A 22,471-nucleotide genomic window follows, 5' to 3' on the forward strand; every position below is an offset into this window, starting at 1 on the left:
CGGTGGCGGGGGTTCCGGTGGAACCCGCCGCCCCTTCCGGCCCGTCGGTTCTTATGTCGATCCCTTAGGGTCGGCATGGCACTCGGCAAGGCAAGTGAGGACCCCCCACATGACCCAGGCGCACATGACCGACGCGGCCACGGACGGCCCTGAGCCGAACCGTTCAGCCTCAGGAGCGCGCCGGCGCTTCGGCTGGCAGCGCGACGGCATGTGGCGCAGAGGCATCATCACCGCGGCGCTGGCGGTGATCCTGGCCCTGCTGCTGTCCTTCCACTCCCACGTGCCGAACCGGATCGGCAACCTCGGCAGCCTGTTGGAGACGTTCCTGCCGTGGCTGGGCCTGACCGTCCCGGTGCTGCTGGTGGTGGCCCTGCTCCGGCGCTCCGCGACGGCACTGATCGCCGTGCTGCTCCCGGTCATGATCTGGTTCAACCTCTTCGGCGGACTGCTCACCGACAACGCGAAGTCCGGCGGCAACCTGACGGTGCTCACGCACAACGTGAACGCCGACAACCCCGACCCCACCGGGACCGCGAAGGACGTCATCGCCGCGGGCGCCGACCTCGTGGCGCTGGAGGAACTGGCGACCGGTCAGGTCGCCACGTACAAGGCGGCGCTCGCCGGCGCCTACCCCTACCACTCCGTGCAGGGCACCGTCGGACTGTGGAGCAAGTACCCGATCGACGGCGTGCACGCGGTGGACATCAGGCTCGGCTGGACGCGGGCGATGCGGGCCGCCGTCTCCACCCCGCAGGGCCGGATCGCGGTCTACGTCGCGCACATGCCGTCGGTGCGGGTGAAGTTCAACGCGGGCTTCACCGCCGGGCAGCGCGACCGCGCGGCGGACGCGCTCGGCGAGTCCATCGTGCGGGAGCCGCTGGGCAAGGTCGTGCTGATGGGCGACCTCAACGGCACCATGAACGACCGCTCGCTGGCGTCCGTCACCTCGCAGATGCGCTCCACGCAGGGCGCGGCGGGCAACGGCTTCGGGTTCAGCTGGCCGTCCGACTTCCCGATGGCCCGCATCGACCAGATCATGGTCAAGGGCGTCGAGCCGATGTCGTCCTGGACGCTGGAGAAGACGGGCAGTGACCACCTTCCGGTCGCCGCCCGCCTCCAGATGTGAGCCCGGGGACGCGTCAGTTGGCCGCGCGGCCCGTCTCGCGCCACAGCGAGGTGATCGGCAGCCGCCGGTCCTTGCCGAATCCCTTGGCCGAGATCTTGGTGCCCGGCGGGTACTGCCGGCGCTTGTACTCGGCCGTGTCGGTCATCTTCAGGATGCGGGTCACCAGTTCCGGGTCGAAGCCCGCGGCGATGATCGCGTCCCGCCCCTGGTCCCGGTCGACGTAGAGCTCCAGCACCCGGTCGAGCACGTCGTAGTCGGGCAGTGAGTCGGTGTCGACCTGGCCGGGGCTCAGTTCGGCGCTGGGCGGCTTGCTGATCGAGTTCTCGGGGATCGGCGGGGTCTCGCCCTTCGCCGCCGCCGACGCGTTCCGCCAGCGGGCGATCCGGAAGACGGTCGTCTTGTAGACGTCCTTGATCGGCCCGTACGCGCCGACCGAGTCGCCGTACAGCGTCGAGTAGCCGACGGCCAGCTCGCTCTTGTTGCCCGGCGCGAGCACGATGTGGCCCTCCTGGTTGGAGATGGCCATCAGCATGGTGCCGCGGATCCGGGACTGCAGGTTCTCCTCGGCGAGGCCGGTGAGCCCCAGCGCCGCCATGTACGCGTCGAACATCGGCGCGATGGAGACCGTCCTGAGGTTCAGCCCGGTGCGGCGGGCCAGTTCCTCGGCGTCACCGATCGAGTGCTCCGAGGAGTACCGGGACGGCATCGCGACCCCGTACACGTTGGCGGGCCCGACCGCGTCGCAGGCGATGGCGGCCACCAGCGCGGAGTCGATGCCGCCGGACAGCCCGATCAGCACCGACCGGAAGCCGTTCTTCGTGACGTACGCGCGCAGGCCCGTGACGAGCGCGGTGTAGATCTCCTCGTCGTCCGCGAGCGGTTCGGCGTACCCGCCGGCCACCTCCGGCTCGTAGCGGGCGACCGGCTCGGAGGAGAGGGTGACGTGCTCGATCCGCAGGCCGTCGTCCAGGACGCCGGACGGCACCGCGCCCGCGGCGGGCAGGTCCAGGTCCACCAGCACGCAGCCCTCCTCGAACTGCGGAGCGCGGGTGATGACCTCACCGGCCGCCGAGACGACGATCGAGTCCCCGTCGAAGACCAGCTCGTCCTGGCCGCCGACCATCGCCAGATAGGCGAGGGTGCAGCCGGCCTCCTGGGCACGCTTGCGCACCAGCTCCAGGCGGGTGTCGTCCTTGTCCCGCTCGTACGGCGAGGCGTTGATCGACAGCAGCAGCCCGGCGCCGGCGGCGCGGGTGGCGGGCACCCGCCCGCCGTCCTGCCACAGGTCCTCACAGATCGCGAGCGCGACGTCCACGCCGTGCACCCGGATCACCGGGAGGGTGTTGCCGGCGACGAAGTAGCGGAACTCGTCGAAGACGCCGTAGTTGGGGAGGTGGTGCTTGGAGAAGCGCAGCGCGATCCCGCCGCGGTACAGCACCGCCGCCGCGTTGCGCGGGGACCCGACGGGCTGCCCGTACCGCGCCTGGTCCTTCTCGCTGCGGTCCAGGTACCCGACGACGACGGGCAGTTCCCCGAAGCCCTCGGCGGCCAGCCGGCCGGCGAGGTCGGCCAGCGCGGACCGGCTGGCCTCGACGAAGGACGAGCGCAGTGCGAGGTCCTCCACCGGGTAGCCGGTCAGCATCATCTCGGGGAACGCCACCAGGTGGGCTCCCCGCTCGGCCGCGTGCCGGGTCCAGTGCACGACGGACTCGGCGTTCCCGGCGATGTCACCGACGCAGGAGTCGATCTGATTCAGGGCGAGGCGAAGTTGAGGCACCCCCGCACTGTAATCGTCAGACCGACGCGATGTCCTGCCCGAAAGGCGTGTCCGGCGGCACATCGCGCCGGCCGGACACGTCAGGCGACGTCCCGTCAGGCGTCCGGTCCGTCCGGGGTCCGCAGCCAGACGGCCGTGTCGGACGGCAGCAGATCGCCGGTGAGCGACCCGCTGGACAGCAGGACCGAGGTGCCCGGCGGCAACGCCACGGGCTGCTCCGACAGGTTGACGACACAGGTGAACGCGTCCGTACGGCGGAACGCCAGCACACCGGGAACGCTCTCCAGCCAGCGGATCGGGCCGTCCCCCAGACCCGGCTCGGCCGCCCGCAGCCGCAGCGCGAAGCGGTAGAGCTCCAGCATCGAGGAGGCGTCACCGGTCTGCGCGGCGGCGGTGCGGTCCGCCCAGCCGGCGGGCTGCGGCAGCCACGGCGGCCGCACCGCGCCGTCGGGACTGAAGCCGAACGGGGACTCCTCGCCCGACCACGGCATCGGCACGCGGCAGCCGTCCCGCCCCGGCACGGTGCCGCCCGAGCGCAGGTACATCGGGTCCTCCAGCCGCTCGGCCGGTATGTCCTCCACCTCGGGGAGCCCCAGCTCCTCGCCCTGGTAGATGTAGACCGAGCCGGGCAGCGCCAGCGTCAGCAGCGCGGCGGCCCGCGCCCTGCGGGTGCCGAGCACCAGGTCCGTCGGGGTGCCGTGCGCCTTGGTCGCGAAGTCGAAGCCGGTGTCGGACCGCCCGTAGCGGGTCACGGTACGCGTGACGTCGTGGTTGCACAGCACCCACGTGACGGGCGCGCCCACCGGCTCGTGCGCGGCGAGCGTCGTGTCGATGGACGCGCGCAGCCGCGCCGCGTCCCAGGGGCACGACATGAAGTCGAAGTTGAAGGCGGTGTGCATCTCGTCGTGCCGCAGGTACCGCGCGAACCGCTCGGCGTCGGGCATCCACACCTCGCCGATCAGGGCGCGGCTGCCGGGGTAGGAGTCGGCGATCCGGCGCCAGGAGCGGTAGATGTCGTGCAGTTCGTCGCGGTCGTCGTAAGGGTGCGGACCGCTCCGGTCCTCGGTCAGGTCCGGCAGCGCCGGGTCCTTCACGGGCAGGCTGGCGGAGTCGATGCGCACCCCCGCCGCGCCGCGGTCGAACCAGAAGCGGAGCACGTCCTCGTGCTCGCGCCGGACGTCCGGGTGGTCCCAGTTGAGGTCCGGCTGCTCGCTGTCGAACAGGTGCAGGTACCAGTCGCCGGGGGTGCCGTCATCGTTTACGGTCCGCGTCCAGGGGACACCGGCGAACTGGGACGGCCAGTTGTTGGGCGGCAGTTCGCCGTGCTCGCCGCGGCCGGGGCGGAACCAGAAGCGCTCCCTGGCCGGGCTGCCGGGACCGGCCGCCAGCGCCTCGCGGAACCACGGGTGCGCGGACGAGACGTGGTTGGGGACGATGTCGATGATGGTGCGGATCCCCAGGTCCAGTGCCTCGGAGATGAGCTTCTCGGCCTCGGCCAGGGTGCCGAACACCGGGTCGATGTCCCGGTAGTCCGCGACGTCGTAGCCGCCGTCGAACATGGGGGAGGGGTACCAGGGGTTGAACCAGAGGGCGTCGACGCCCAGTTCGCCGAGGTACGGCAGCTTGGCCCGGACACCGGCGAGGTCTCCGATCCCGTCGCCGTTGCCGTCGGCGAAACTACGCGGGTACACCTGGTAAATGACCGCGTTGCGCCACCAGTCGCCCGAGGCGGAGTGGTGGTCGGAGACGGGCGGGCGGGTGTCTGCCACGGAGACGTCCTTTCGGGCAGGAGGGACCCCGCCGCCGGCCTTTCAGCGGGGATGGGGCATGGGACCGGCGGCGGAGTTCTGAGGGGTGCAGTCCTGGCGAAGCGCTGGTCAGCCCTTGAGGCTGCCCGCGGTCAGGCCGGACATGATGTTGCGCTGGAAGAGCAGGAAGATGGCGATCGTCGGCAGGGCGGAGATGGCCAGCGCGGCGATGAGGACGTTCTGCGGCACGCCCTGCGAGAGGGAGTTGATCCCGATGTTGATCGGCTGCTTGTCCGTGTCGGGCTGCACGAGCATCGGCCAGAGGAAGTCCTTCCACACGTTGACCACCGCGAAGATGGACACCACACCGAGGATCGGCCGGGACATCGGCAGCACGATCGACCACAGGGTCCGCAGCGGACTGGCCCCGTCGATCGCGGCCGCCGACATCAGGTCCTCGGGGATCGAGTCGAAGAACCGCTTCAGCAGGAAGATGTTGAACCCGTTGGCGACGGTGGGCAGCCAGATCGCCCAGGGGGTGCCGATCAGGTTGATGTGCAGCAGCGGCAGGTCGAGCACGGTCAGGTACTGCGGCACGATCAGCACGGCGGCCGGGATCATCAGCGTGGCCAGCATCATGGCGAGGATCAGGTTCCCCAGCACCGGCCGCAGCTTGGAGATGGCGTAGGCCGCGGCGACGTCGAAGACCAGCTGGAAGGCGAGTGCGCCGAACGCGTAGTACATCGTGTTGAACAGCAGCCGGGCGATCTTCAGCTGGCTCCACGCCGTTTTGTAGGTCTCCGGCTTCGGGTCCTTCGGGAAGAGCGTCGGTGGATTCTGGAGGACTTCCTGCGCGGATTTGAAACCGCCGGAGACCATCCAGTAGAGCGGCCCCAGGAAGACCAGGGTGAAGACCACGATGGTCAGGGTGAGAACGGTCCAGTAGATGATTTTTCCGTGCGGCCTGTTCAGCGCGGCCGAGGATATGAGGGTGCGCTGCTGAGGCTGGTTCGCTGCCATGTCCTTCTCCCCGTCCTAGTCGCTGTCGCGGCTGAGCCGCGCGTACAGGCCGGAGAATCCGCCGAGTACCACCAGCATGATGAGTCCGAGCGCGGAGGCGCTGCCGAAGTTGTCGTAGCGGAACGCGTACTGGTACACCATGTAGACCACGGTTCCGGTGGAGTTCTCGGGTCCCGCGCCGCCGGTGAGCAGATAGACGTTGGTGAACTCCTGCATCGTCGCGACGATCTGGAGCAGGAGCATCAGCGACAGGATCGGCCTGGTCTGCGGGATCGTGATGTGCCAGATCTTGCTCAGCAGTCCGGCCCCGTCCAGGTCGGCGGCTTCGTACAGCTCACCCGGCACGTTCTGGAGTGCGGCCAGGTAGATGAGGGTGGCGCCGCCGGCGCTCATCCAGGTGGCAGCGATCACCACCGAGATCATCGCGGTGCCGGACGAGTCCAGCCAGGCCTGTTCCGGCAGGTGCAGGAAATGCAGGATGTGGTTGAAGAGGCCGTATTCGGGGTTGTAGAAGTACTTGAAGAGCAGCACTCCGGCGACCGGCGGCAGCATCACCGGCAGATACACCAGGATGCGCAGATAGGCCTGTGCGTGCCGGAATTCGTTGAGCACGATGGCGATGACGAACGGCACCGCGAATCCGATCACCAGCGCGTACAGCGTGAACTGCATCGTGTTGCGCCAGGCCGGCCAGAATCCCGGGTCGTTCCAGACGGTTTCGAGGTTCTTCCAGCCCACCCAGGTGGTCTCGCCGCGCTTGGTCTTCTGGAAGCTCATGATGACTTCGCGGACCATCGGATACCAGGAGAAGAATCCGAAGCAGAGGACCGCTCCGATCATGAACGCATGCGCCTGCAGATCACGGCGCAGTCTCCGGCCGAACCCCGCGCGGGCGTTCTCGTCCGGAAGGCCCGGGCGGCGCCGGGAACCCCTCGGCGAACCATGCCCGGAACCGCGTTTGGCCTTGTTGTGGGAGACGGTGGTCGCCGCCATAGGAACTCCTCGACTGGGGCCGGGGGCACCCCCCGGTGGACACAGCGACTACTGATCGGCGGACGGTTGCCGCGGCGCGGGGGCCGGCGCTTGGGCCGGCCCCCGCTCGCTGCTACTGGCTGGCGGCCAGCAACGTGTTGACCTGCGTCTCAGCGGTGGAGAGGAGCTTGCCGATGTCGGCGCTCTTGTTGGTCAGCGCGCCGGACATCGCGTTGTCCAGCACCGTGTAGATCTTCTGGGCGTTCGGCGGCTCGGGCTTCACCGGGACCTGGGCGGCAACGTAGGTGGCGAAGTTGTCCACCGGTACGGTCGCGTTCGCGGTCTTGGTGGAGGTGTCCTTGTCCTTCGACGCACCGGTGAAGAAGAACGGCTGCGGCAGTCCGACCGGGATGCCGTCCGTCTTGTTGCGGGGGTAGTTGAACTGGCCCTTCTCCAGGGTCAGGAACTTGAAGTTGACCCAGGCGATGCCGGCCTTGATCTGGTCGGGCGAGGCCGACTTCTTGAACATGTAGTCGGCGCCGCCGAACAGCGAGGTCTTGCCGCCGGGGATCGGCGCCATGCCGAGGTCCTCGAACTTGGCCTGGTACTGCTGGACGACGAGCGGGATGTCGTCGGGAGCGCCGACGTACATACCGACCTTGCTGGTGCCCATGGCCTTCTGGACGTCGCCCCACGCGAGTCCGGGGGTCGCGGGCATGCTGTTGTCGGTGAAGCGCATGTCGTGCAGCGCCTGCAGGAGCGTCTTGCCCTCGGCGGTGTTGAAGGCGGCCTTCTTGCCGTCCTCCGAGGTCACCTGCCCGCCGAGCCCGTACAGCTCCGAGGTGAAGTGCCAACCGCCCTGGTTGCCGCCGGCGTTCTCGATGAAGCCGTGGACGCCCTGGCTGCCCAGCTTGTCCTGGATCTGCTTGGCCGCGGCCCGCACGCCCTCCCAGGTGGTCGGGGGCTTGTTGGGGTCGAGGCCGGCCTGGGTGAAGATCTTGCGGTTGTAGATCAGGCCCATCTGGTAGTTCGAGGTCGGCAGGCCGTACAGCTTGCCCCCGTCCTTCAGCACGTTCAGGACGTTGGGGTCGATGTCGTTGAGGTTCGGGACGGTCTCCGGCGTGACGTACGCCGTGATGTCAGCGGCCTGACCCGCGTCCAGCACCTGGTCCTTGTCGGTCATGTACGTGTAGAAGGTGTCGGTTTGCGTTCCGCCCTTCATCATGGCCGTGAACTTCGCCGGATCCTCGCAAGGGAAGGCGTCCTTGCTGTTCACCGTGACGTTCGGGTAGAGCACCTTGAACGCGGCTATGTCGTCGGCCCACTGCTTGCGCTCGGCCGCCTTCGTGGTGGGCGGCTGGCAGTCGACGGTGATGGAGACCTTGGTGCTCGGATCCAGCTTGGCGCTCACGCTCTTGTCGCCCGAGCCGGGGTCCTTCGCGCTGTCCTTGCTGTCCGAACAGGCCGCGGCGGTCATACCGACGCCGGCGACCAGAATGACGGCCACCAGCGTCCGGTAGCGGTTTGTCTTCATTGATCAACCCTTCCCCTGAACCACTGCGCGACGATGCTCCGCGCTCTGAGATCTGCGAACCCTGCGCGGTTGCGTGGCGCGGGGTGTGCGCCGCCGTCTCGGGTGGGCTCAAGGTACTGAACCCGATAGATGTCCGCAAGATTTCGCGCGAAGCTCGCAAAGACACGACTTGATTACGAAGCTGTTTCTCAGTCAGTGGTGTCGGGGAGGGTTGCCAACGACTGCCGGGGCCGGGACGTGCGGAATACGGGCTACCGCGTGGCCGCTTCCACCCCCGGCTGCTGGGGATGCGCGGCCCGCGGCACGGGGCCCGTGGAACCGCGTACGACGAGCTCGGGTTCGAAGAGCAGCTCGTCGTGGTCGACTGGGGTGCCGCTGATCTGGCCGCTGAGCAGGTCGACGGCGGCCCGGCCCATCGCCTCGATGGGCTGACGGACGGTCGTGAGCGGCGGATCGATGCAATTCATGAACATCGAGTCGTCGTAGCCGATGACCGAGAAGTCCTGCGGCACCGACAGCCCGCGGCGGCGGGCGGACCGGATGGCGCCCAGCGCGATCGGGTCGCTGGCGCAGATGACGGCGGTGACGCCGCGCTGGATCAGCCGGCTGGCCGCGGCCTGCCCGCCCTCCAGCGTGAACAGCGCGTGTTCGACGGCGGTGTCGGGGAGTTCGCCGCCGCGCGCCCCGATCCAGCGGCGGGCCGCGGCGAGCTTGCGCTGCGACGGCACATGGTCGGGCGGGCCCAGGATCAGGCCGATCCGCTCATGGCCGAGCGATGCGAGGTGCGTCATCCCCTGCTCCACGGCGACGGCGTCGTCGCAGGACACCCGCGGGAAGTCGAGATGATCGATGGCGGCGTTCATCAGCACGGTGGGCAGATTGCGCTCGGCGAGCCGGGCGTAGTGCTCGTGCGACGACTCGGCCTGCGCGTACAGGCCGCCGAAGAAGATCGCCCCGGAGACGTGCTGCTGCAGCAGCAACTCCACGTAATCGGCCTCGGACACCCCGCCGACGGTCTGGGTGCAGAGCACAGGGGTGAACCCCTGTTGCGCCAGGGCCCCGCCGACCACCTCGGCGAAGGCGGGGAAGATCGGATTGGAAAGCTCCGGGAGAACGAGCCCGACAAGCCGGGCACGCTCCCCGCGCAGCTGGGTCGGTCGTTCGTAACCGAGCACATCGAGTGCGGTCAGCACTGCGGCTCTGGTCGCATCGGAGACTCCGGGCTTCCCGTTCAGCACTCGGCTGACGGTCGCCTCGCTCACCCCGACCTTCTTTGCCACCGTGGCAAGTCGTCGTGTCATGCCGTCAACTCTAGTACAGGTTACGCAAGTTTCTTGCGGGAAATTTGCGCCAATCCTGCAAGGTTCGGTGTCCGGGAGATCACTCCCGGACACCGGGGATCCGTTACTGCCGGTAGCCGAGCACCGTCATCATGCCCGCCTCGGCGTGGTAGACGTTGTGGCAGTGGGTCATCCACAGTCCCGGATTGTCCGCGTCCAGGTCGACGCTGAGTGTCCGTCCGGGCAGCACCATAGCGGTGTCCTTGCGGGCGCCGCCGCCGGTCAGCGAAAAGGTGTGCCCGTGCACATGCACGGGATGCCACATCCGGGTGTTGTTCGCGATCGTCAGCCGGACCCGTTCACCCTGCCGCACGTCATGGCGGACCGCCGGATCGTACGCCGCCCCGTCGAAGGCCCAGTCGTACAGGGCCATGCTGCCGGTCAGCCGCAGCGTGACCGTGCGGTCCGGGGCCCTGCCCGGGTCGCGCAGGGCCACCGACGGGTCGGCCCGCAGCTCGCCGGCCCGGAGCAGCCGGCCGGACAGCTCCCGCGGCCGGTCGGCGGGGGTCGGCGCCGTTCCGCCGCCGGTGCGCAGCACGTCCAGCGCCGCCGCGTCCTTCCCCTCGGCGAGGGCGACCAGCGGGAAGACGCCGTCACCCGCCGTGACCAGCACGTCGTACCGCTCGCCCATGCCGATCAGCAGCGCGTCGGTCTCGGCGTGCACGACGGGGTAACCGTCGGTGTGCGTGACGGTCATCGGGTGGTCACCGAGCGCGACGCGGAAGGCGGTGTCGCCGCCCGCGTTGATGAAGCGGATCCGGATCCGGTCGCCGGGCTTGGCGGTGAAACCGCGCGGCGCTTGCGGGACGCGACCGTTGACGAGGTAGTACGGGTACTTCACGTCGCCCGCCTCGCCGCCGAGCAGGTCGCTGGTGGCCCCCATCAGCATGCGGCTCGGTCCGGCCGGGTCGGCGGGGCGCCGGCTCGCCGGATCGTCCATCCCCTCCATCCCCTCCATGCCGTCCATGCCGGTGCGGGGCGCGCCCTTGGTGAGCTCGGCGAGGACGGCGTCCGGGGTGCTGCCGTCGACCCCGTCCAGCCAGTCGTCCAGGACGACGACCCACTCCTTGTCGTACTGCAGCGGCTCCTTCGGGTCCTCGACGACGAGCGGCGCGTACAGCCCCCGGTCCAGCTGGACGCCGGAGTGCGGGTGCAACCAGTACGTGCCGGGCCGCGAGACGGCGAAGCGGTACGCGAACTCCGCGCCGGCCTTGACCGGGGACTGGGTCAGTCCCGGCACCCCGTCCATGTCGTTGCGCAGGGCGAGGCCGTGCCAGTGCGCGGACGTGGCCAGCGGCAGATGGTTGGCGAGCGTCGCGGACAGGGAGCCGCCCGCCGTCACCCGGATCTCCTTGCCGGGCAGTTCGCCGCCGTACGTCCACGTCCTGACCGTCGGCCCGCCGAGGTCCACGACGCCTTCGACAGCGGTCAGCCGGACCTCGCCGACCGGTCCGTCGCCGGCTCGTGCCTTCTCCGCTGCGGCGACCTCGGGCCCGTCGGGCGCGACGTACCCGTCCCCGGCGGCGTGGGAGTTGCCGTGCTCAGGATGTCCTGACGCGGCCGTTCCGCCGGAACAGGCGGCGAGCAGGCCGCTTCCGGCGATGGCGATCCCCGCGCCGAGCACGGCGCGGCGGTGGTAGGTACGCATAGCTGAATACACCTCATGGGTGTCGATGGGGCAGGACGGAACGCGGGACCGCCTCGGGCGCGGGGCGCGGGCGGTCGGGCGGCGTCCTATATGCGCAGCACCGGCAGTCGGGAGAGGGGTATCGGAGGAGCCGGCGGCCACGGCCGCCGGCTCCGGGGGAGGAGGGAGCGGGCCGCCGCGACGGAGGCGGACAGCGGGGCGCCCTTCAGGCCGAGGACGACCAGCAGGGCGACGGCGCCGGTGCCGAGCACGGCCAGGCAGACGGCCAGCGGGCTCGTGCCGTGCGCGGGCGCCGGAGGGTGGGACCGTGGGACGGCGGCTGCGGGCGCCATGGCCATCCCGTGGTGCGGGGCCGCGTGCTGAGCGGGAGGGAACGGCCGGCCGGCGGCGGAGGGCCGCGGGTCGCCGTGGACCCCGCCCGCCGGATGGCCCACCGTGTGCATGGCGAAGATGCCGAGCAGGAGGGCGGCGAACAGCAGCATCCGGCGCGTCATCGCATACCCCTCTCCGGTATCTGAGCCTGACTGGACCCTACACAAGCCCACCGACAACCGGGCGCGAGCGGCGGCAGGTGTCCCGCCGATCACCGGCGCCCGTTACGCAGGGCGCGGAACAGCAGGCACTATGGGCACAGGAGTACGCCCCCACCGGCTCATGTGTGTTCGGACGAGGTCCGAAACGTGCCGGAAACCGTGTGGTGGGATGCTCATGTGCCCCGATGTGCCCCGCGGCGCGGGAGCAGGCAGCCTGATCAGCGAGGATGGGTGGAAATGGATAAGCAGCAGGAGTTCGTGCTCCGTACGCTCGAAGAGCGCGACATCCGCTTCGTGCGGCTGTGGTTCACGGACGTGCTCGGCTACCTGAAGTCGGTCGCCGTCGCCCCCGCCGAACTGGAGCAGGCCTTCGACGAGGGCATCGGGTTCGACGGTTCGGCGATCGAGGGCTTCGCCCGGGTCTACGAGTCGGACATGATCGCCAAGCCCGACCCCAGCACGTTCCAGATCCTCCCGTGGCGCGCCGAGGGCCCCGGGACCGCCCGGATGTTCTGCGACATCCTCATGCCGGACGGCTCGCCCTCGTACGCCGACCCGCGCTACGTCCTCAAGCGCGCGCTGGCCAAGACCTCCGACCTCGGGTTCACCTTCTACACCCACCCCGAGATCGAGTTCTTCCTGCTCAAGGACAAGCCGCTCGACGGCAGCATCCCCACCCCCGCCGACAACTCCGGCTACTTCGACCACACCCCGCAGAACGTCGGCATGGACTTCCGCCGCCAGGCGATCACCATGCTGGAGTCGATGGGCATCTCGGTGGAGTTCTCCCACCACGAGGGCGCGCCCGGCCAGCAGGAGATCGACCTCCGCTACGCCGACGCGCTGTCCACCGCCGACAACGTCATGACGTTCCGGCTGGTGATGAAGCAGGTCGCGCTGGAGCAGGGCGTGCACGCGACCTTTATGCCGAAGCCGTTCTCGGACTTCCCCGGCTCGGGCATGCACACCCACCTCTCCCTCTTCGAGGGGGACCGCAACGCGTTCTACGAGTCCGGCTCGGAGTTCCAGCTCTCGAAGGTCGGCCGCTCCTTCATCGCGGGCCTGCTCAAGCACGCCGGCGAGATCTCCGCCGTCACCAACCAGTGGGTGAACTCCTACAAGCGCATCTGGGGCGGCTCGCAGCGCACCGCGGGCGCCGGCGGCGAGGCCCCCTCCTACATCTGCTGGGGCCACAACAACCGGTCCGCGCTCATCCGCGTCCCGATGTACAAGCCCGGCAAGACCGGCTCCACCCGCGTCGAGGTCCGCTCCATCGACTCCGGCGCCAACCCCTACCTCGCCTACGCGGTGCTGCTCGCCGCCGGCCTGAAGGGCATCCAGGAGGGCTACGAGCTCCCGCCCGGCGCCGACGACGACGTCTGGGCCCTCTCCGACGCCGAACGCCGCGCCCTGGGCATCGAGCCCCTCCCGCAGAACCTGGGCGAGGCCATCACGCTGATGGAGCGCAGCGAACTCGTCGCGGAGACCCTCGGCGAGCACGTCTTCGACTTCTTCCTGCGCAACAAGAAGCAGGAGTGGGAGGAGTACCGCTCCGAGGTCACCGCCTTCGAGCTGCGGAAGAACCTGCCGAACCTGTAAGAGCAGGTCAGGGCGGTCTTCTGCGCCGTAACGACGACCGGGCCAGTGGCACTCTGCCGCTGGCCCGGAGTTGTCTCACACCCCCTGGGCCGTCTCTGGGCCGTCCGGCACGGATCCGGTGGCTTCATAGACGCTGTCGACGGCCTTCCGGGTCCGCCCCTCGCTGCTGGGCATCAGGTGCGTGTAGACCCGGAGCGTGAACCCCGGATCGCTGTGTCCGAGGTAGTGGCTGAGCGCCTTCACGTTCTCGCCGGCGTCCAGCAGAACCGACGCGTAGAAGTGCCTGAGAGCGTGCATGCCGTGCTCGCGGGCGGCTTCGTGTGTCTCGCCCCTCTTCGGTACCGGGATGACCCCTGCGGAGACGAGGGCGGGTTTCCACATCCGGGTGTTGAAGTCGTTCCGCCGGACCGCGCCCCCGTCCGTCCTGGAGAACAGGAGCCGCTTGGTCAGAGGCGGTCCGTCCGGCGTGAGCCAGGGGAGCGTGACCGCAACGGGCGGGAAGCGCCTGGCGTGAGCTTTGAGCACCTGCCCCACACGCTCGGGCAGAGGCACGTCACGTTCCTTGCCGCGCTTGGGCGGCGCGAACACCAACTTTCCGTTGATCAGCTTCACCTGGTAGCCCACGTGCAGCCATCCCGTGCGGAATCCGACTGCGTCGATCGGCAGCCCGAAGATTTCCCCCTGCCGCAGTCCACACCCGCCCCCAAGGTCCGCCATCGCCTGAAAGCGGTCCGGCAATCCGGCGCGAACAGCGAACAGCCGATCGGCGGCCCACGGGGTCACCCGTGCGGCGGTTGATTGCGGTGCCCGCACAGATTTCGCACGGCACGGATTCTTGGGCAGGTGTCCGTCATCCACGGCCGCGGAGAGCACAGCCGAGACGCTGCTGAAGATGACACGGCGGTAGGAAGCGACGGGGAGTGCGCTCTCCAGCCTGCTCAGCCACTCCCGGATGTGCTCCGGCAGGAAGGAGCCGAGCGGGCGTGACCCGATGTACGGGAAGGCATGCAGGCGAAGTTGTACTTCCACCACCGTCCGCGTGCTCATATCCGTGGCCTGCGACGCGATCCACTTCTCTCCGTATTGCTGGAAGGTGGTTCTGCCGGCGGCAGGGTCGATGTACTGGCCGCGCGACATGTCTGCCTCAATCCGCGCAAGCCACTGCTCCGCCTGACGCTTCTGCTTGTCGGGGAAGGACTGACTCTTCTCGGTCCCGTCCGGACCGACGTACCGGGCCCGGTAGCGGAGCCCGATGCCGAAACGGTCGCTCTTGACGCGTCGGGGGACCCCGTCCGCGTCCTTCTCGGTTTTGTACCAGCGGTCTTGGATGTGGCCAGCCACGTAAGGCTCCTTGGGGCGTGACGGGTCAGGGGCACGACCGGTGCGGTTGTGCCCCTGACGTTTGGGGTGGGGTCAGGCGGCGTCTGTGGCGCTCTGCTGGGCGACCCACGCTTGGACGACTGCGGGGTCCCAGCGCAGGTGTCTGCCGACCCGGAATCCGGGCGGGCCGGTACCCGTCTTGCGCCAGGTGTAGAGGGTCTCTGCGCTGTCGAGGTCGAACAGTTCCAAGAGGTCTTCGGGGGTGAGGTAGCGGTCCGGAAGCCCGGAGCGCAGGGTGGTGCGCGGATCGCTGATCTTGGGCCTTGCCATGAGCGGTCTCTCCTCGGGCCGGGTCCGCTTCTGGGCAGGGGCCGGGGCCCCTCTCTCAGGTCCGCTACATCCGCTACGCCGCTACATTGCAGGTCAGCGGCATGATTTTTGTAGCGGACGGGTCCGATGTAGCGGCTACGCCCGTTCGCGGGTGCGGGGGCGTAGCCGCTACATCGGTTGTTGCCGCTACAGATTCAGGGGCTCTGACCTGGGATGTAGCGGCGTAGCGGATGTAGCGGCTGTGGGGGGAGGGCAGTAGCGGGTCCAGGCGTCTTCCAGGTCTTTGGCGAAGAAGCCTTTGAGGACGCCGCCGCTGGTGCGGATGTTGCGGGAGGCGACGGGGTCGTTGTCGGCGGTCATGTATTCACCGAGCATTTTCGACAGCCGCCGGTTGTCGAGCGGCTTGCCGTGAAGGTCCGCCCAGGGGGCGTCATCGAGGGCGTTGAGCCGGTCGAGAATGGCGATGGTGGGCAGGCGGTCAATGCCGATCAGGACGTGGTCCCGCAGATCGGTGAGCAAGCGAATGCCCAGACTGCCTTTGTCGTTGGCCTGCGAGGCTTTGACGAGGATCACGCAGGCTTCGCGGGCGCGTTCGGGCCAGTCGCCTCCTGCGGCGTCCGCGATGGCCAGCAACCCTTCCCACACGTCGGCGGGCCGGTCGCTGACCCCGTCGGGCATCTCGGGCCAAGCCCCCATGACCCAACCGCGTGCCTGTTCCGCCCAGTCGGCGAGGCGGTCTCGCAGCGCGTGGCCTTCCTGCTCGTGCAGGCGGGCGCGGAAGGGCTCGACCTTTTCGTTCCTGGCCCGCCGGCGCATGCGGATGATGACCGAGCGGTCCAGGATCGTGTCCGGCAACGAGCCCAGCCCCGCGACCGCCACGGCCGTATAGGACGGGAACGGCGTGACGGTCTGACTGTCGCCGACACACCGGTAGGTGACCCCGGTCCGCCGGTGGCCAGCGTTGAGGAATCCGCGCAACTCCTCGTTGTCACCAGCCTTGGGGCCGAAGACGGTGTCGATCTCGTCGAACAGGATGGTGGGCCGCCCGTCCGGTCCGGACACCGCCCGGAACAGGGCGGCGGCGGAGGCGTTCACCGCGACCATGGGACGCGGCACGAGCGTTTCGACGATCTCCAGCGCCCGCGACTTCCCGGACCCCGGTTCGGGGGAAAGGAAGGCGATACGCGGGGTGGAGTCGAAGCAGTCCAGCAGGTGCGCGTGAGCGTCCCACAGGGCCACGGCGACGTATGCCGATTCGGTGGGGAAGATGTTGAAGCGCCGGTGGAAGGCTTCTACCTCGTTGAGCAGAGCCGCACCGTCGATGGTGCCGGTGGTGGGTTGTGTGCTGGTCATGCGGCGTCCCTCGCATCCGAGTCAACGGCTTGGGGGTTGATGAGGGGGCATGCGGCTTGGTGCCGCTTGTGGGCGAGGATCAGTTGTTCGGTGTTGGCGCGCCCGATGGCCTGTCGCTGATATCCGCACTCGCACCACGAACGCCCGGACGGAACGGCCTTCCAGTACGGCGGCGCGATGATGTGCAGCACAGCCACCACCCGCCGGCGAGGGTCCCGGCCGGTGCGCGGGCCGGGGACAACAGCAGTGCGGACGCCTTCGGCGACGACCTTCAGCGCACCACTGCCGGAGGAACCGTCGCCCGGTTGGGCGGGGTCGGGCTGGTCGGGGGCGGTGGTGAGGCTTTTCAGGTCGGGGCGGGGTCCGGGGGCGGTCATGCCGCCTGCCGGGGTCGGACGGTGCGCAGCGAGTAGTTCAGAGCGCTGGCGATGGTGGCCCTGCACTCGGCAGCGGTGAGTCCCGCCGCCTCGCCCGCCGCCTGAAAAGCCGCCTCTACCTCGGCACGGTCGATGTCGCGCCAGGCAACGAACCGGCCGATGCGGATGACCGAGTCCAGCAACTCCCGATTGCGCGACCCGATGGCGGTGCGCCCGGCCACGGCTGCAGCTTCCCGTTCGAGCGCAACGACAGCGCACCGCGTGGCGTTACGGACGGGTGCGAGCCGGAACGGGGCCATAGGAAGCCCCCGAGGGGCTGCCAGGGCGGTTTGCAACCATTGGGGCAGGTTTGCAACGGGAGCGTCGCACAGGACCGTGTACGGGCCCGCAGGGGTGATGCTGCCGGGGGCGACGACTTGCCCGCCCCACCCCCGGGTGTCGACCTTGCGTGCGAGGGTGCCGGCGGTGCTGCCCAACCGCAACCCGGCGGGGGCTTGGAAGTACAGGTGCTGGCCGCCGCTCGCGGTCCGGATGCGGCGGGTGGTGGGGACGGCCTGCCCGGCGCGCTCGCAGAGCGCCAGAAAGGATTCCGCGCCGTCAGGCGTGCCCTTCTCGTCCTTGGGCTTGAGCGTGTCGAGATCCACCACGACCAGCCCGGCGGGGCCGGTGGCGATGCCGACGTTGAACGGCCGCACCGCCCACGCGACCTTGATGCGGTCCGGGTCGGTGGTGGCCTGCTGCTCCCACGTTTGATGGCCGGCTACGCACGGGCCGGTGCGGGCGCAAGAGGTCTCACCGTGCAGGGCGGGCGGCTTGCCGCCGACCCGCAGAGGGATGACGGGCCACCCCCATTCCGCGGCGTCCAGGGCGGCTTTCAGCAGCTCGTTCATGCCGCCACCTCCAGCGCCGGCGTGATGCTGGTCAGGAAGTGGGTGCCGATCCATGCGCTGTAGGCGGGTGGGATGCATTCGCGGATGCCGTCGCGGTTCATCCACGGCACGCCCATGACGCGGCGGGCCAGGTCGACGCCGGAGAAGTTTCCGACGTACTGACCGAACCAGCCGGGCGGGACGGGGCGGCCCATCTTGGCCTGGGGTGCGGTGTGGGCGGGGTGGTTGGGTGCGGTGAGGGTGAAGCCGCCACCGGTTTCGAAGTACCGGTGGCGGTAGGTCTCCAGCCCGAACATAGCCCCGCACAGCATGACGGGCTGGTGGAGCTTGGGGAGGGCGCCTTTGACGTTCTCCATGACCCACGGCCGCCCGGTGGATTCCAGGGCGGCGCGGGTGGGGGCGATCAGGTCCGGGTGGTTGCGGCCCTGGATGCGCTGGCAGTCGCTGTCGTGCTGGCACGGCGGAGACGCATGGATGGCGTCGAACTCGTGCCCGTGCTTGCGGATGAAGGCGACCGCGTCGCCCTGAATGCAGGTGAAGGGGTATCGGGGCTGCGGGTGGTGGTCGATGCCGGTCACGGCGAACCCGGCGTCGTCGTAGCCCTTGCCGGCGCCGCCCTGGCAGCCGTACGCGTCGAGTAACCGGGGTCGGCGGGATCGCCGGATGAGGGTGGATTGGGTCATGCTGGAGGTCTCCAGTTCTCTAAATGGTGCGCTGGATGCGAGGGCGGCCCGTGACTTTGGCGAGACGGGGGCCGCCCTCGGCACAGCTACTGCGTGGCGGACCAGCGGGCGTATTCGCGGCGTACGTACTCACGCAGGCCGTCGGTGGTTCCGGCCCGGTCGTGCTCAATCAGGTGGCCGGCGGCTTCCTCGGCCGCCGCGTTGGCGTCCGTGACGACGCACTGCCCGCTGAGGGCGATGCGGTCGAAGACGGCCGCCTTGCGCAGCCAGTACTGGCGCGGGTCGGTAAGCCGGCCGAAGTTCCGGGCGGTGGCGAATACCCAGGTGATTTCGCGGATGATGCTGGGGGCGAGCGCGTACGCGGACCCGGGGTCCTCGGCGATGTTGTCGGTGACCATGGCGGGGCTCCTTCGGGTTGGTCAGTGGTGGAAGTGGTTGCGCTTGAACACGGCGCGGCCGATGTTCACGACCGTCCCGCCCGTGCCGTGGCCGGGTCCGAGGACGCGGACAGCGATGGCGCCGCCGAAGATGACAGCGGCCAGGATGATGAGCTGATGGACGAACGCGGCCAGAGCTGCGATGAAGCTGGTCAGGATCAGCAGGCCGCCGCACACAGCGGCGAAGCCGACCCCTCCAAGGGCGAGGTTGACGGCGGTCCGGCTGATCGCCGGACGGGCGACCGGCGGCGCGGCCGGGGTGGACGGGGCGATGGCGTAGCCGGTGACGATCCGCCCGTCGGGGAGCTGCACGCTCTGCACAGTGGGCACCGGACCGGGGGCCGGAACGAGCGGGGCGGCGTACGTCGGGGCGAGCAGTTGCGGCGTGTGGATGATGGCTTCGGCCGCGTCGCGGGTGACCGGGTGGAACCTGTTGTCAGGCATGGTGAGTTGATGCCTTCCGGGTCAGGGGTGCCACTGGGCGATGGTGTGGGCGGTGCCGTCGATGGCGTGGTTGATGGGTCCGGATGCTCCGGTGGAGGCGAGGAGGAACCCGAACATCACGGCGACGAAGCAGACCCCGGCTTTGATGGAGCCGACTTTGAGCAGGAAGGCGAGCAGGGCGCCGAAGAGCAGGACGAGGGAGACGGTTACGACCACGGGCGGGACTCCGTTCGGGTCGGGGTGCCGGGCTGGGCGGGTGTGTCGGTGGCGGTGTGGCGGGTGCGGGTGAAGGCGTTGAACAGGTGGCGGCCGGTGCGTATGCGGATGCCGTGGCCGTGGCAGCGTCGGCAGTGCTTGCCGCGCTTGGGCTTGCCGCTGCGGGTGTGGGTGAGCTGGAAGCCCAGCCCGCCGCACTTGCGGCAGCGGCCGAACGGCTGGGCTGCACACAGGGCGACGTAACCGAGGGTGAACAGCAGGATCAGGGCGATAGCGCGCGCGGGCAGGGCCATGACGGGCCTCCTGGGCCGGTTTCGGGCAAACTCCAGGTCAGGGCGCTAACGACTAGCGTCCTGATCAGGGCTGGGATGGGGGTCTAACAGGGGCCGCTAGCGCTAGCAGGGGTCACCGCTAGCGCCAGCGGCCCACGGGGCTACCCGGCGTCCCGGTTTCGGTCACGCTCCGTGACCGCTGCGAGGATCGCGTCCCGCTCCACACCGCGCCGGTTGACGACCTTCCCGTCAATGCGACGGCCGACCTGCACGGTGCGGATCCCGCGCGGCTTGAGGACCATCACCAACTGATCCGGGCCCCACCCGGTGTAGACATCCGGGCGCAGCAGCGCGAGCGCGGCGGTCAGCGTCTCGGACCACACCTTGTTCTCGCCCGCCGGCCAGATCGCCACCAGGTCATCGAGCAGGTTGTCTGCCTGCGCGGCAGGGTCCGTGCTGCTGGTGCTCTCCCCGGCGGCGTGGCCGGTGATGGTCCCAGCCGCCTTGCGCATCGCCAGAGCGCGCACCGCGACCGCTTCGGCGGCCGGCGTGTCCAGGTAGGCGGTGCGCACGACGGTCGGCACGTGCAGTGCTCCGGCCAGGTAGCCGATACCGGCGTCGACCTCGGGGCGGAAGGTGGTGGCGCGCACGCCGTTCTTGTAGGCGCTGGTGCCCAGGATCATGTCGTTCTCGACCTGACCTGCGACCTTGAGGCAGAACCGGATGGAGACGTTGCCCGAGATGCCGGTGGGCAGGGAGTCCTTGTCCGGGCGCTGCGTAGCCAGCACCAGCACCACACCGAGGGCGCGGCCGACCTTGATGATGAACTCCGCATCCTCCCCGGCCTGCTTGCCGTACTTCGGGTGCGCGAACAGGTTCTGGCACTCATCGAAGATCGCGAGCAGCACGTGCAGGCCGATCTTCATGTCCGCGATCTGCCGCGTCACGCGCTTGTCGGGGCAGATGTCGCGGGGCAGCTTCTTGAGGATCGCGCCGCGCCGCATGACCTCTTTGCGCAGCAGGGCGAGGGATTCGGCGGCGTAGGCGATGGACTCGTCGTCGATGCCGGATACGAACCGGTGCGAGACCGGTTCGTGGGTGTCCAGGTCGCCGGTTCCCTTGTTCTCGTGCAGCCACAGTTCCACCGACGGATCCAGGGACGCACCGCAGACCAACACCCGGACCGAGCTGGTCTTGCCCTGGCCGGGCTGGGAGCCGAACAGGTAGTTGTGCTGGACGATCGGCACCGACACCGCCCGTCCGCGCGGGTCCACCCCGAACGGCAGGTTACGGAAGATGTCGTGACGGCCCTTGCCCGCCAGCGGCCACGGGATCAGCCCCTGCTTGGCGATGTCCCGGTCACCGACCCACAGCACCAACCGGCCCTCATGCAGGTCCGCATCCCCCTCCGGCCACACGGTGCCCAGCGGGCGCCGCAGCCCGGACGCCAGGCGCTTGCGGCGCTCCATGATGTCGCCCGCGGTGACCCCGCGCGGCAGATCCACCGTGGCCCGCCACCCGGGCCCGTCCTGCCGGATCGGATCCGGGAACGTGATCTCACCACGGCCCATCCCCCCGATACCGAGCGACAGCAGGGCCTGTTCGACCTGGTCGGAGGTCAGGCGCGGCAGGATGTGCTTGGACACTGCCCGGGTGATCAACGGCTGATCCGCTTGGCGCCCGTAGAGACCGAGCAGCAGCACAGCGCCAAACCCGACCGCCGCGAGCTGCGCGGTCGACAGGACCACCCAGAGCACCAGCGCCAGGATCAGTCCGAACACGGTGGTCAGGGCCAGCAGGAGGGAGCGGGCCCGTACCCGGTCATCGCGCTTGCGGGAGAGCTTGAGGTACAGCTCAGCGTCCTCGCGCCGCACCGAGTAGGCGCGCATCGGGGCGCCTTCCGCGTCCGTGGCCCACCGTCCCGCGCCTCCGACCAGCCGTACCATTCCCCGCGGGGAACGTCCGGCGATCCGGGCCACGTAGAGCGGACTGCGCACAGCGTGGAACCCAGCCGCGTACGCGGTGTTGTTCGCCGTGCGGGCAACAGCGGCCTTGAACGTCGTGGTGTCCCTGGCCCAGCCGGGCACGACCGGCCGGCGCACGGCCGGTTGCGCGTCGTCGGGCACGGTGCCGGAGGTGGCGGTGTCCACCATGGCGGCCGGACCCTCGTCGGTGTCGTCGTCCTCGTCGGCCAGCAGGGACGGGGCACCCTTGGCCCCCTCGTCGCGGGCGGCGCGGGCTTTGTCCAGGTCCACCAGCTCACCGCCGGAATCGGCGGCCATATCGTCTTCCAGGCGGTTGAACAGTTCGTTTTCGTCGTCGTGATTCACTGCAGTTTCCTTCCAGAAACGGGAGGGTTGGCGGGGTCCGGTCACTGCTTTGGTCGGGAGAGACCGGACCCCGTTCAAGCGACGTGCTGTTCAGGAAAGGCGCAGCTCACGCAGCACCCGAGCGACGTGGGGATGACGTATCCCGCATCGCGGTGGCAGACGGGGCAGATACGGCGGGCGGTATTCGCCAGCGCAAGCGCCGTCCACTTGGCCGGGGTCATCGGTCGGACCGGCTTGGCCAGGTCGATGCGGTAGAGGTAGGCGACCAGCGGGCCGCGCCGGTAGCGCGGGCGGAACACTTCCGCCTGCACGCCCTGACCACCCGGCCGCAGCCCCAAAGCCCGTAACTGGCGACGCGTCGCCAAGCCGTCGGGGGCGCAGCGCCACACGTGGCGCGAAAGCAGCGGGTTCGCAGATTCTGAGAGCTGTCTGAGCACGAACCCGCTGCTGGTTGGGGTGTTGGGGTGGGTGAAGCGGCGGGTTGCCGCTGTTATGCCTGGGTGGGGTCGATCGTGAAGCGTT

The 22,471-nt window shown here is 69.4% G+C and carries 22 protein-coding genes; 2 read left to right on the forward strand and 20 right to left on the reverse strand.

All coding sequences use genetic code 11. The features are described 5' to 3' along the window. Positions 1-208: 208 nt before the first annotated feature. Entirely contained in the window at positions 209-1,126 is a 918-nt protein-coding gene (locus O3X23_RS27910; protein ID WP_443047995.1) for an endonuclease/exonuclease/phosphatase family protein, read from the forward strand. A gap of 13 nt (positions 1,127-1,139) precedes the next feature. Here the strand turns inward: O3X23_RS27910 and O3X23_RS27915 are convergent, their stop codons facing one another. From O3X23_RS27915 to O3X23_RS27950, 8 genes are all read right to left on the reverse strand, one after another. Beyond that, a complete protein-coding gene (locus O3X23_RS27915; RefSeq protein ID WP_269274341.1) occupies positions 1,140-2,903 on the reverse strand; it encodes an NAD+ synthase in 1,764 nt (587 codons plus the stop codon). A gap of 95 nt (positions 2,904-2,998) precedes the next feature. Beyond that, positions 2,999-4,672: a glycoside hydrolase family 13 protein gene (locus O3X23_RS27920; RefSeq protein ID WP_269274342.1), complete on the reverse strand. Its 1,674-nt coding sequence runs from the start codon at positions 4,670-4,672 to the stop codon at positions 2,999-3,001. A 108-nt stretch (positions 4,673-4,780) separates the two neighbouring features. Beyond that, positions 4,781-5,671, reverse strand: coding sequence for a carbohydrate ABC transporter permease (locus tag O3X23_RS27925; protein WP_269274343.1), 891 nt, complete (start codon positions 5,669-5,671; stop codon positions 4,781-4,783). A gap of 15 nt (positions 5,672-5,686) precedes the next feature. Beyond that, positions 5,687-6,664 (reverse strand): carbohydrate ABC transporter permease, encoded by a 978-nt coding sequence (locus tag O3X23_RS27930; protein WP_269274344.1) that lies wholly within the window; start codon positions 6,662-6,664, stop codon positions 5,687-5,689. 112 nt (positions 6,665-6,776) lie between these two features. Next, entirely contained in the window at positions 6,777-8,177 is a 1,401-nt protein-coding gene (locus O3X23_RS27935; protein ID WP_269274345.1) for an ABC transporter substrate-binding protein, read from the reverse strand. A gap of 251 nt (positions 8,178-8,428) precedes the next feature. Continuing rightward, positions 8,429-9,478 (reverse strand): LacI family DNA-binding transcriptional regulator, encoded by a 1,050-nt coding sequence (locus O3X23_RS27940; RefSeq protein ID WP_269274346.1) that lies wholly within the window; start codon positions 9,476-9,478, stop codon positions 8,429-8,431. Between the two features lie 103 nt (positions 9,479-9,581). Next, complete coding sequence (locus O3X23_RS27945; protein ID WP_269274347.1) at positions 9,582-11,165, reverse strand: multicopper oxidase family protein; 1,584 nt, start codon at positions 11,163-11,165, stop codon at positions 9,582-9,584. 86 nt (positions 11,166-11,251) lie between these two features. Next, complete coding sequence (locus tag O3X23_RS27950; protein WP_269274348.1) at positions 11,252-11,659, reverse strand: hypothetical protein; 408 nt, start codon at positions 11,657-11,659, stop codon at positions 11,252-11,254. 276 nt (positions 11,660-11,935) lie between these two features. Here O3X23_RS27950 and O3X23_RS27955 point away from each other — a divergent pair, with 276 nt between their 5' ends. Further along, a complete protein-coding gene (locus O3X23_RS27955; RefSeq protein WP_138353765.1) occupies positions 11,936-13,297 on the forward strand; it encodes a glutamine synthetase family protein in 1,362 nt (453 codons plus the stop codon). A 75-nt stretch (positions 13,298-13,372) separates the two neighbouring features. Here the strand turns inward: O3X23_RS27955 and O3X23_RS27960 are convergent, their stop codons facing one another. The 12 genes from O3X23_RS27960 to O3X23_RS28015 form a co-directional block, all read right to left on the reverse strand. Then, a complete protein-coding gene (locus tag O3X23_RS27960) occupies positions 13,373-14,638 on the reverse strand; it encodes a tyrosine-type recombinase/integrase (RefSeq protein ID WP_269274349.1) in 1,266 nt (421 codons plus the stop codon). A 72-nt stretch (positions 14,639-14,710) separates the two neighbouring features. Then, on the reverse strand, positions 14,711-14,947 hold the full coding sequence (locus O3X23_RS27965) for a helix-turn-helix transcriptional regulator (protein ID WP_269274350.1): 237 nt from the start codon (positions 14,945-14,947) through the stop codon (positions 14,711-14,713). 186 nt (positions 14,948-15,133) lie between these two features. Then, the gene (locus O3X23_RS27970) at positions 15,134-16,300 is read right to left on the reverse strand and encodes a DUF3631 domain-containing protein (RefSeq protein WP_269274351.1); all 1,167 of its coding nucleotides are present in this window, start codon (positions 16,298-16,300) and stop codon (positions 15,134-15,136) included. Beyond that, complete coding sequence (locus O3X23_RS27975; RefSeq protein WP_269274352.1) at positions 16,297-16,677, reverse strand: hypothetical protein; 381 nt, start codon at positions 16,675-16,677, stop codon at positions 16,297-16,299. Before O3X23_RS27975 ends, O3X23_RS27970 begins: the two co-directional genes overlap by 4 nt. Beyond that, positions 16,674-17,567 (reverse strand): bifunctional DNA primase/polymerase, encoded by an 894-nt coding sequence (locus tag O3X23_RS27980; protein ID WP_269274353.1) that lies wholly within the window; start codon positions 17,565-17,567, stop codon positions 16,674-16,676. The genes O3X23_RS27975 and O3X23_RS27980 overlap by 4 nt, the downstream gene beginning before the upstream one ends. Continuing rightward, positions 17,564-18,250, reverse strand: coding sequence for an SAM-dependent methyltransferase (locus O3X23_RS27985; protein ID WP_269274354.1), 687 nt, complete (start codon positions 18,248-18,250; stop codon positions 17,564-17,566). Before O3X23_RS27985 ends, O3X23_RS27980 begins: the two co-directional genes overlap by 4 nt. A gap of 86 nt (positions 18,251-18,336) precedes the next feature. Then, the gene (locus O3X23_RS27990) at positions 18,337-18,648 is read right to left on the reverse strand and encodes a hypothetical protein (RefSeq protein ID WP_269274355.1); all 312 of its coding nucleotides are present in this window, start codon (positions 18,646-18,648) and stop codon (positions 18,337-18,339) included. A gap of 21 nt (positions 18,649-18,669) precedes the next feature. After that, positions 18,670-19,131 (reverse strand): hypothetical protein, encoded by a 462-nt coding sequence (locus O3X23_RS27995; protein ID WP_269274356.1) that lies wholly within the window; start codon positions 19,129-19,131, stop codon positions 18,670-18,672. Between the two features lie 21 nt (positions 19,132-19,152). Beyond that, positions 19,153-19,347 (reverse strand): hypothetical protein, encoded by a 195-nt coding sequence (locus O3X23_RS28000; RefSeq protein ID WP_198357996.1) that lies wholly within the window; start codon positions 19,345-19,347, stop codon positions 19,153-19,155. After that, entirely contained in the window at positions 19,338-19,640 is a 303-nt protein-coding gene (locus tag O3X23_RS28005; RefSeq protein WP_269274357.1) for a hypothetical protein, read from the reverse strand. Before O3X23_RS28005 ends, O3X23_RS28000 begins: the two co-directional genes overlap by 10 nt. A gap of 140 nt (positions 19,641-19,780) precedes the next feature. Further along, the gene (locus tag O3X23_RS28010; RefSeq protein ID WP_269274358.1) at positions 19,781-21,949 is read right to left on the reverse strand and encodes a cell division protein FtsK; all 2,169 of its coding nucleotides are present in this window, start codon (positions 21,947-21,949) and stop codon (positions 19,781-19,783) included. Between the two features lie 74 nt (positions 21,950-22,023). Then, positions 22,024-22,353 (reverse strand): RRQRL motif-containing zinc-binding protein, encoded by a 330-nt coding sequence (locus O3X23_RS28015; RefSeq protein ID WP_269274364.1) that lies wholly within the window; start codon positions 22,351-22,353, stop codon positions 22,024-22,026. Between the last annotated feature and the right edge of the window lie 118 nt (positions 22,354-22,471).

The organism is Streptomyces sp. H39-S7 (genome assembly GCF_027158205.1).
In the GTDB taxonomy this organism is placed as follows: domain Bacteria; phylum Actinomycetota; class Actinomycetes; order Streptomycetales; family Streptomycetaceae; genus Actinacidiphila.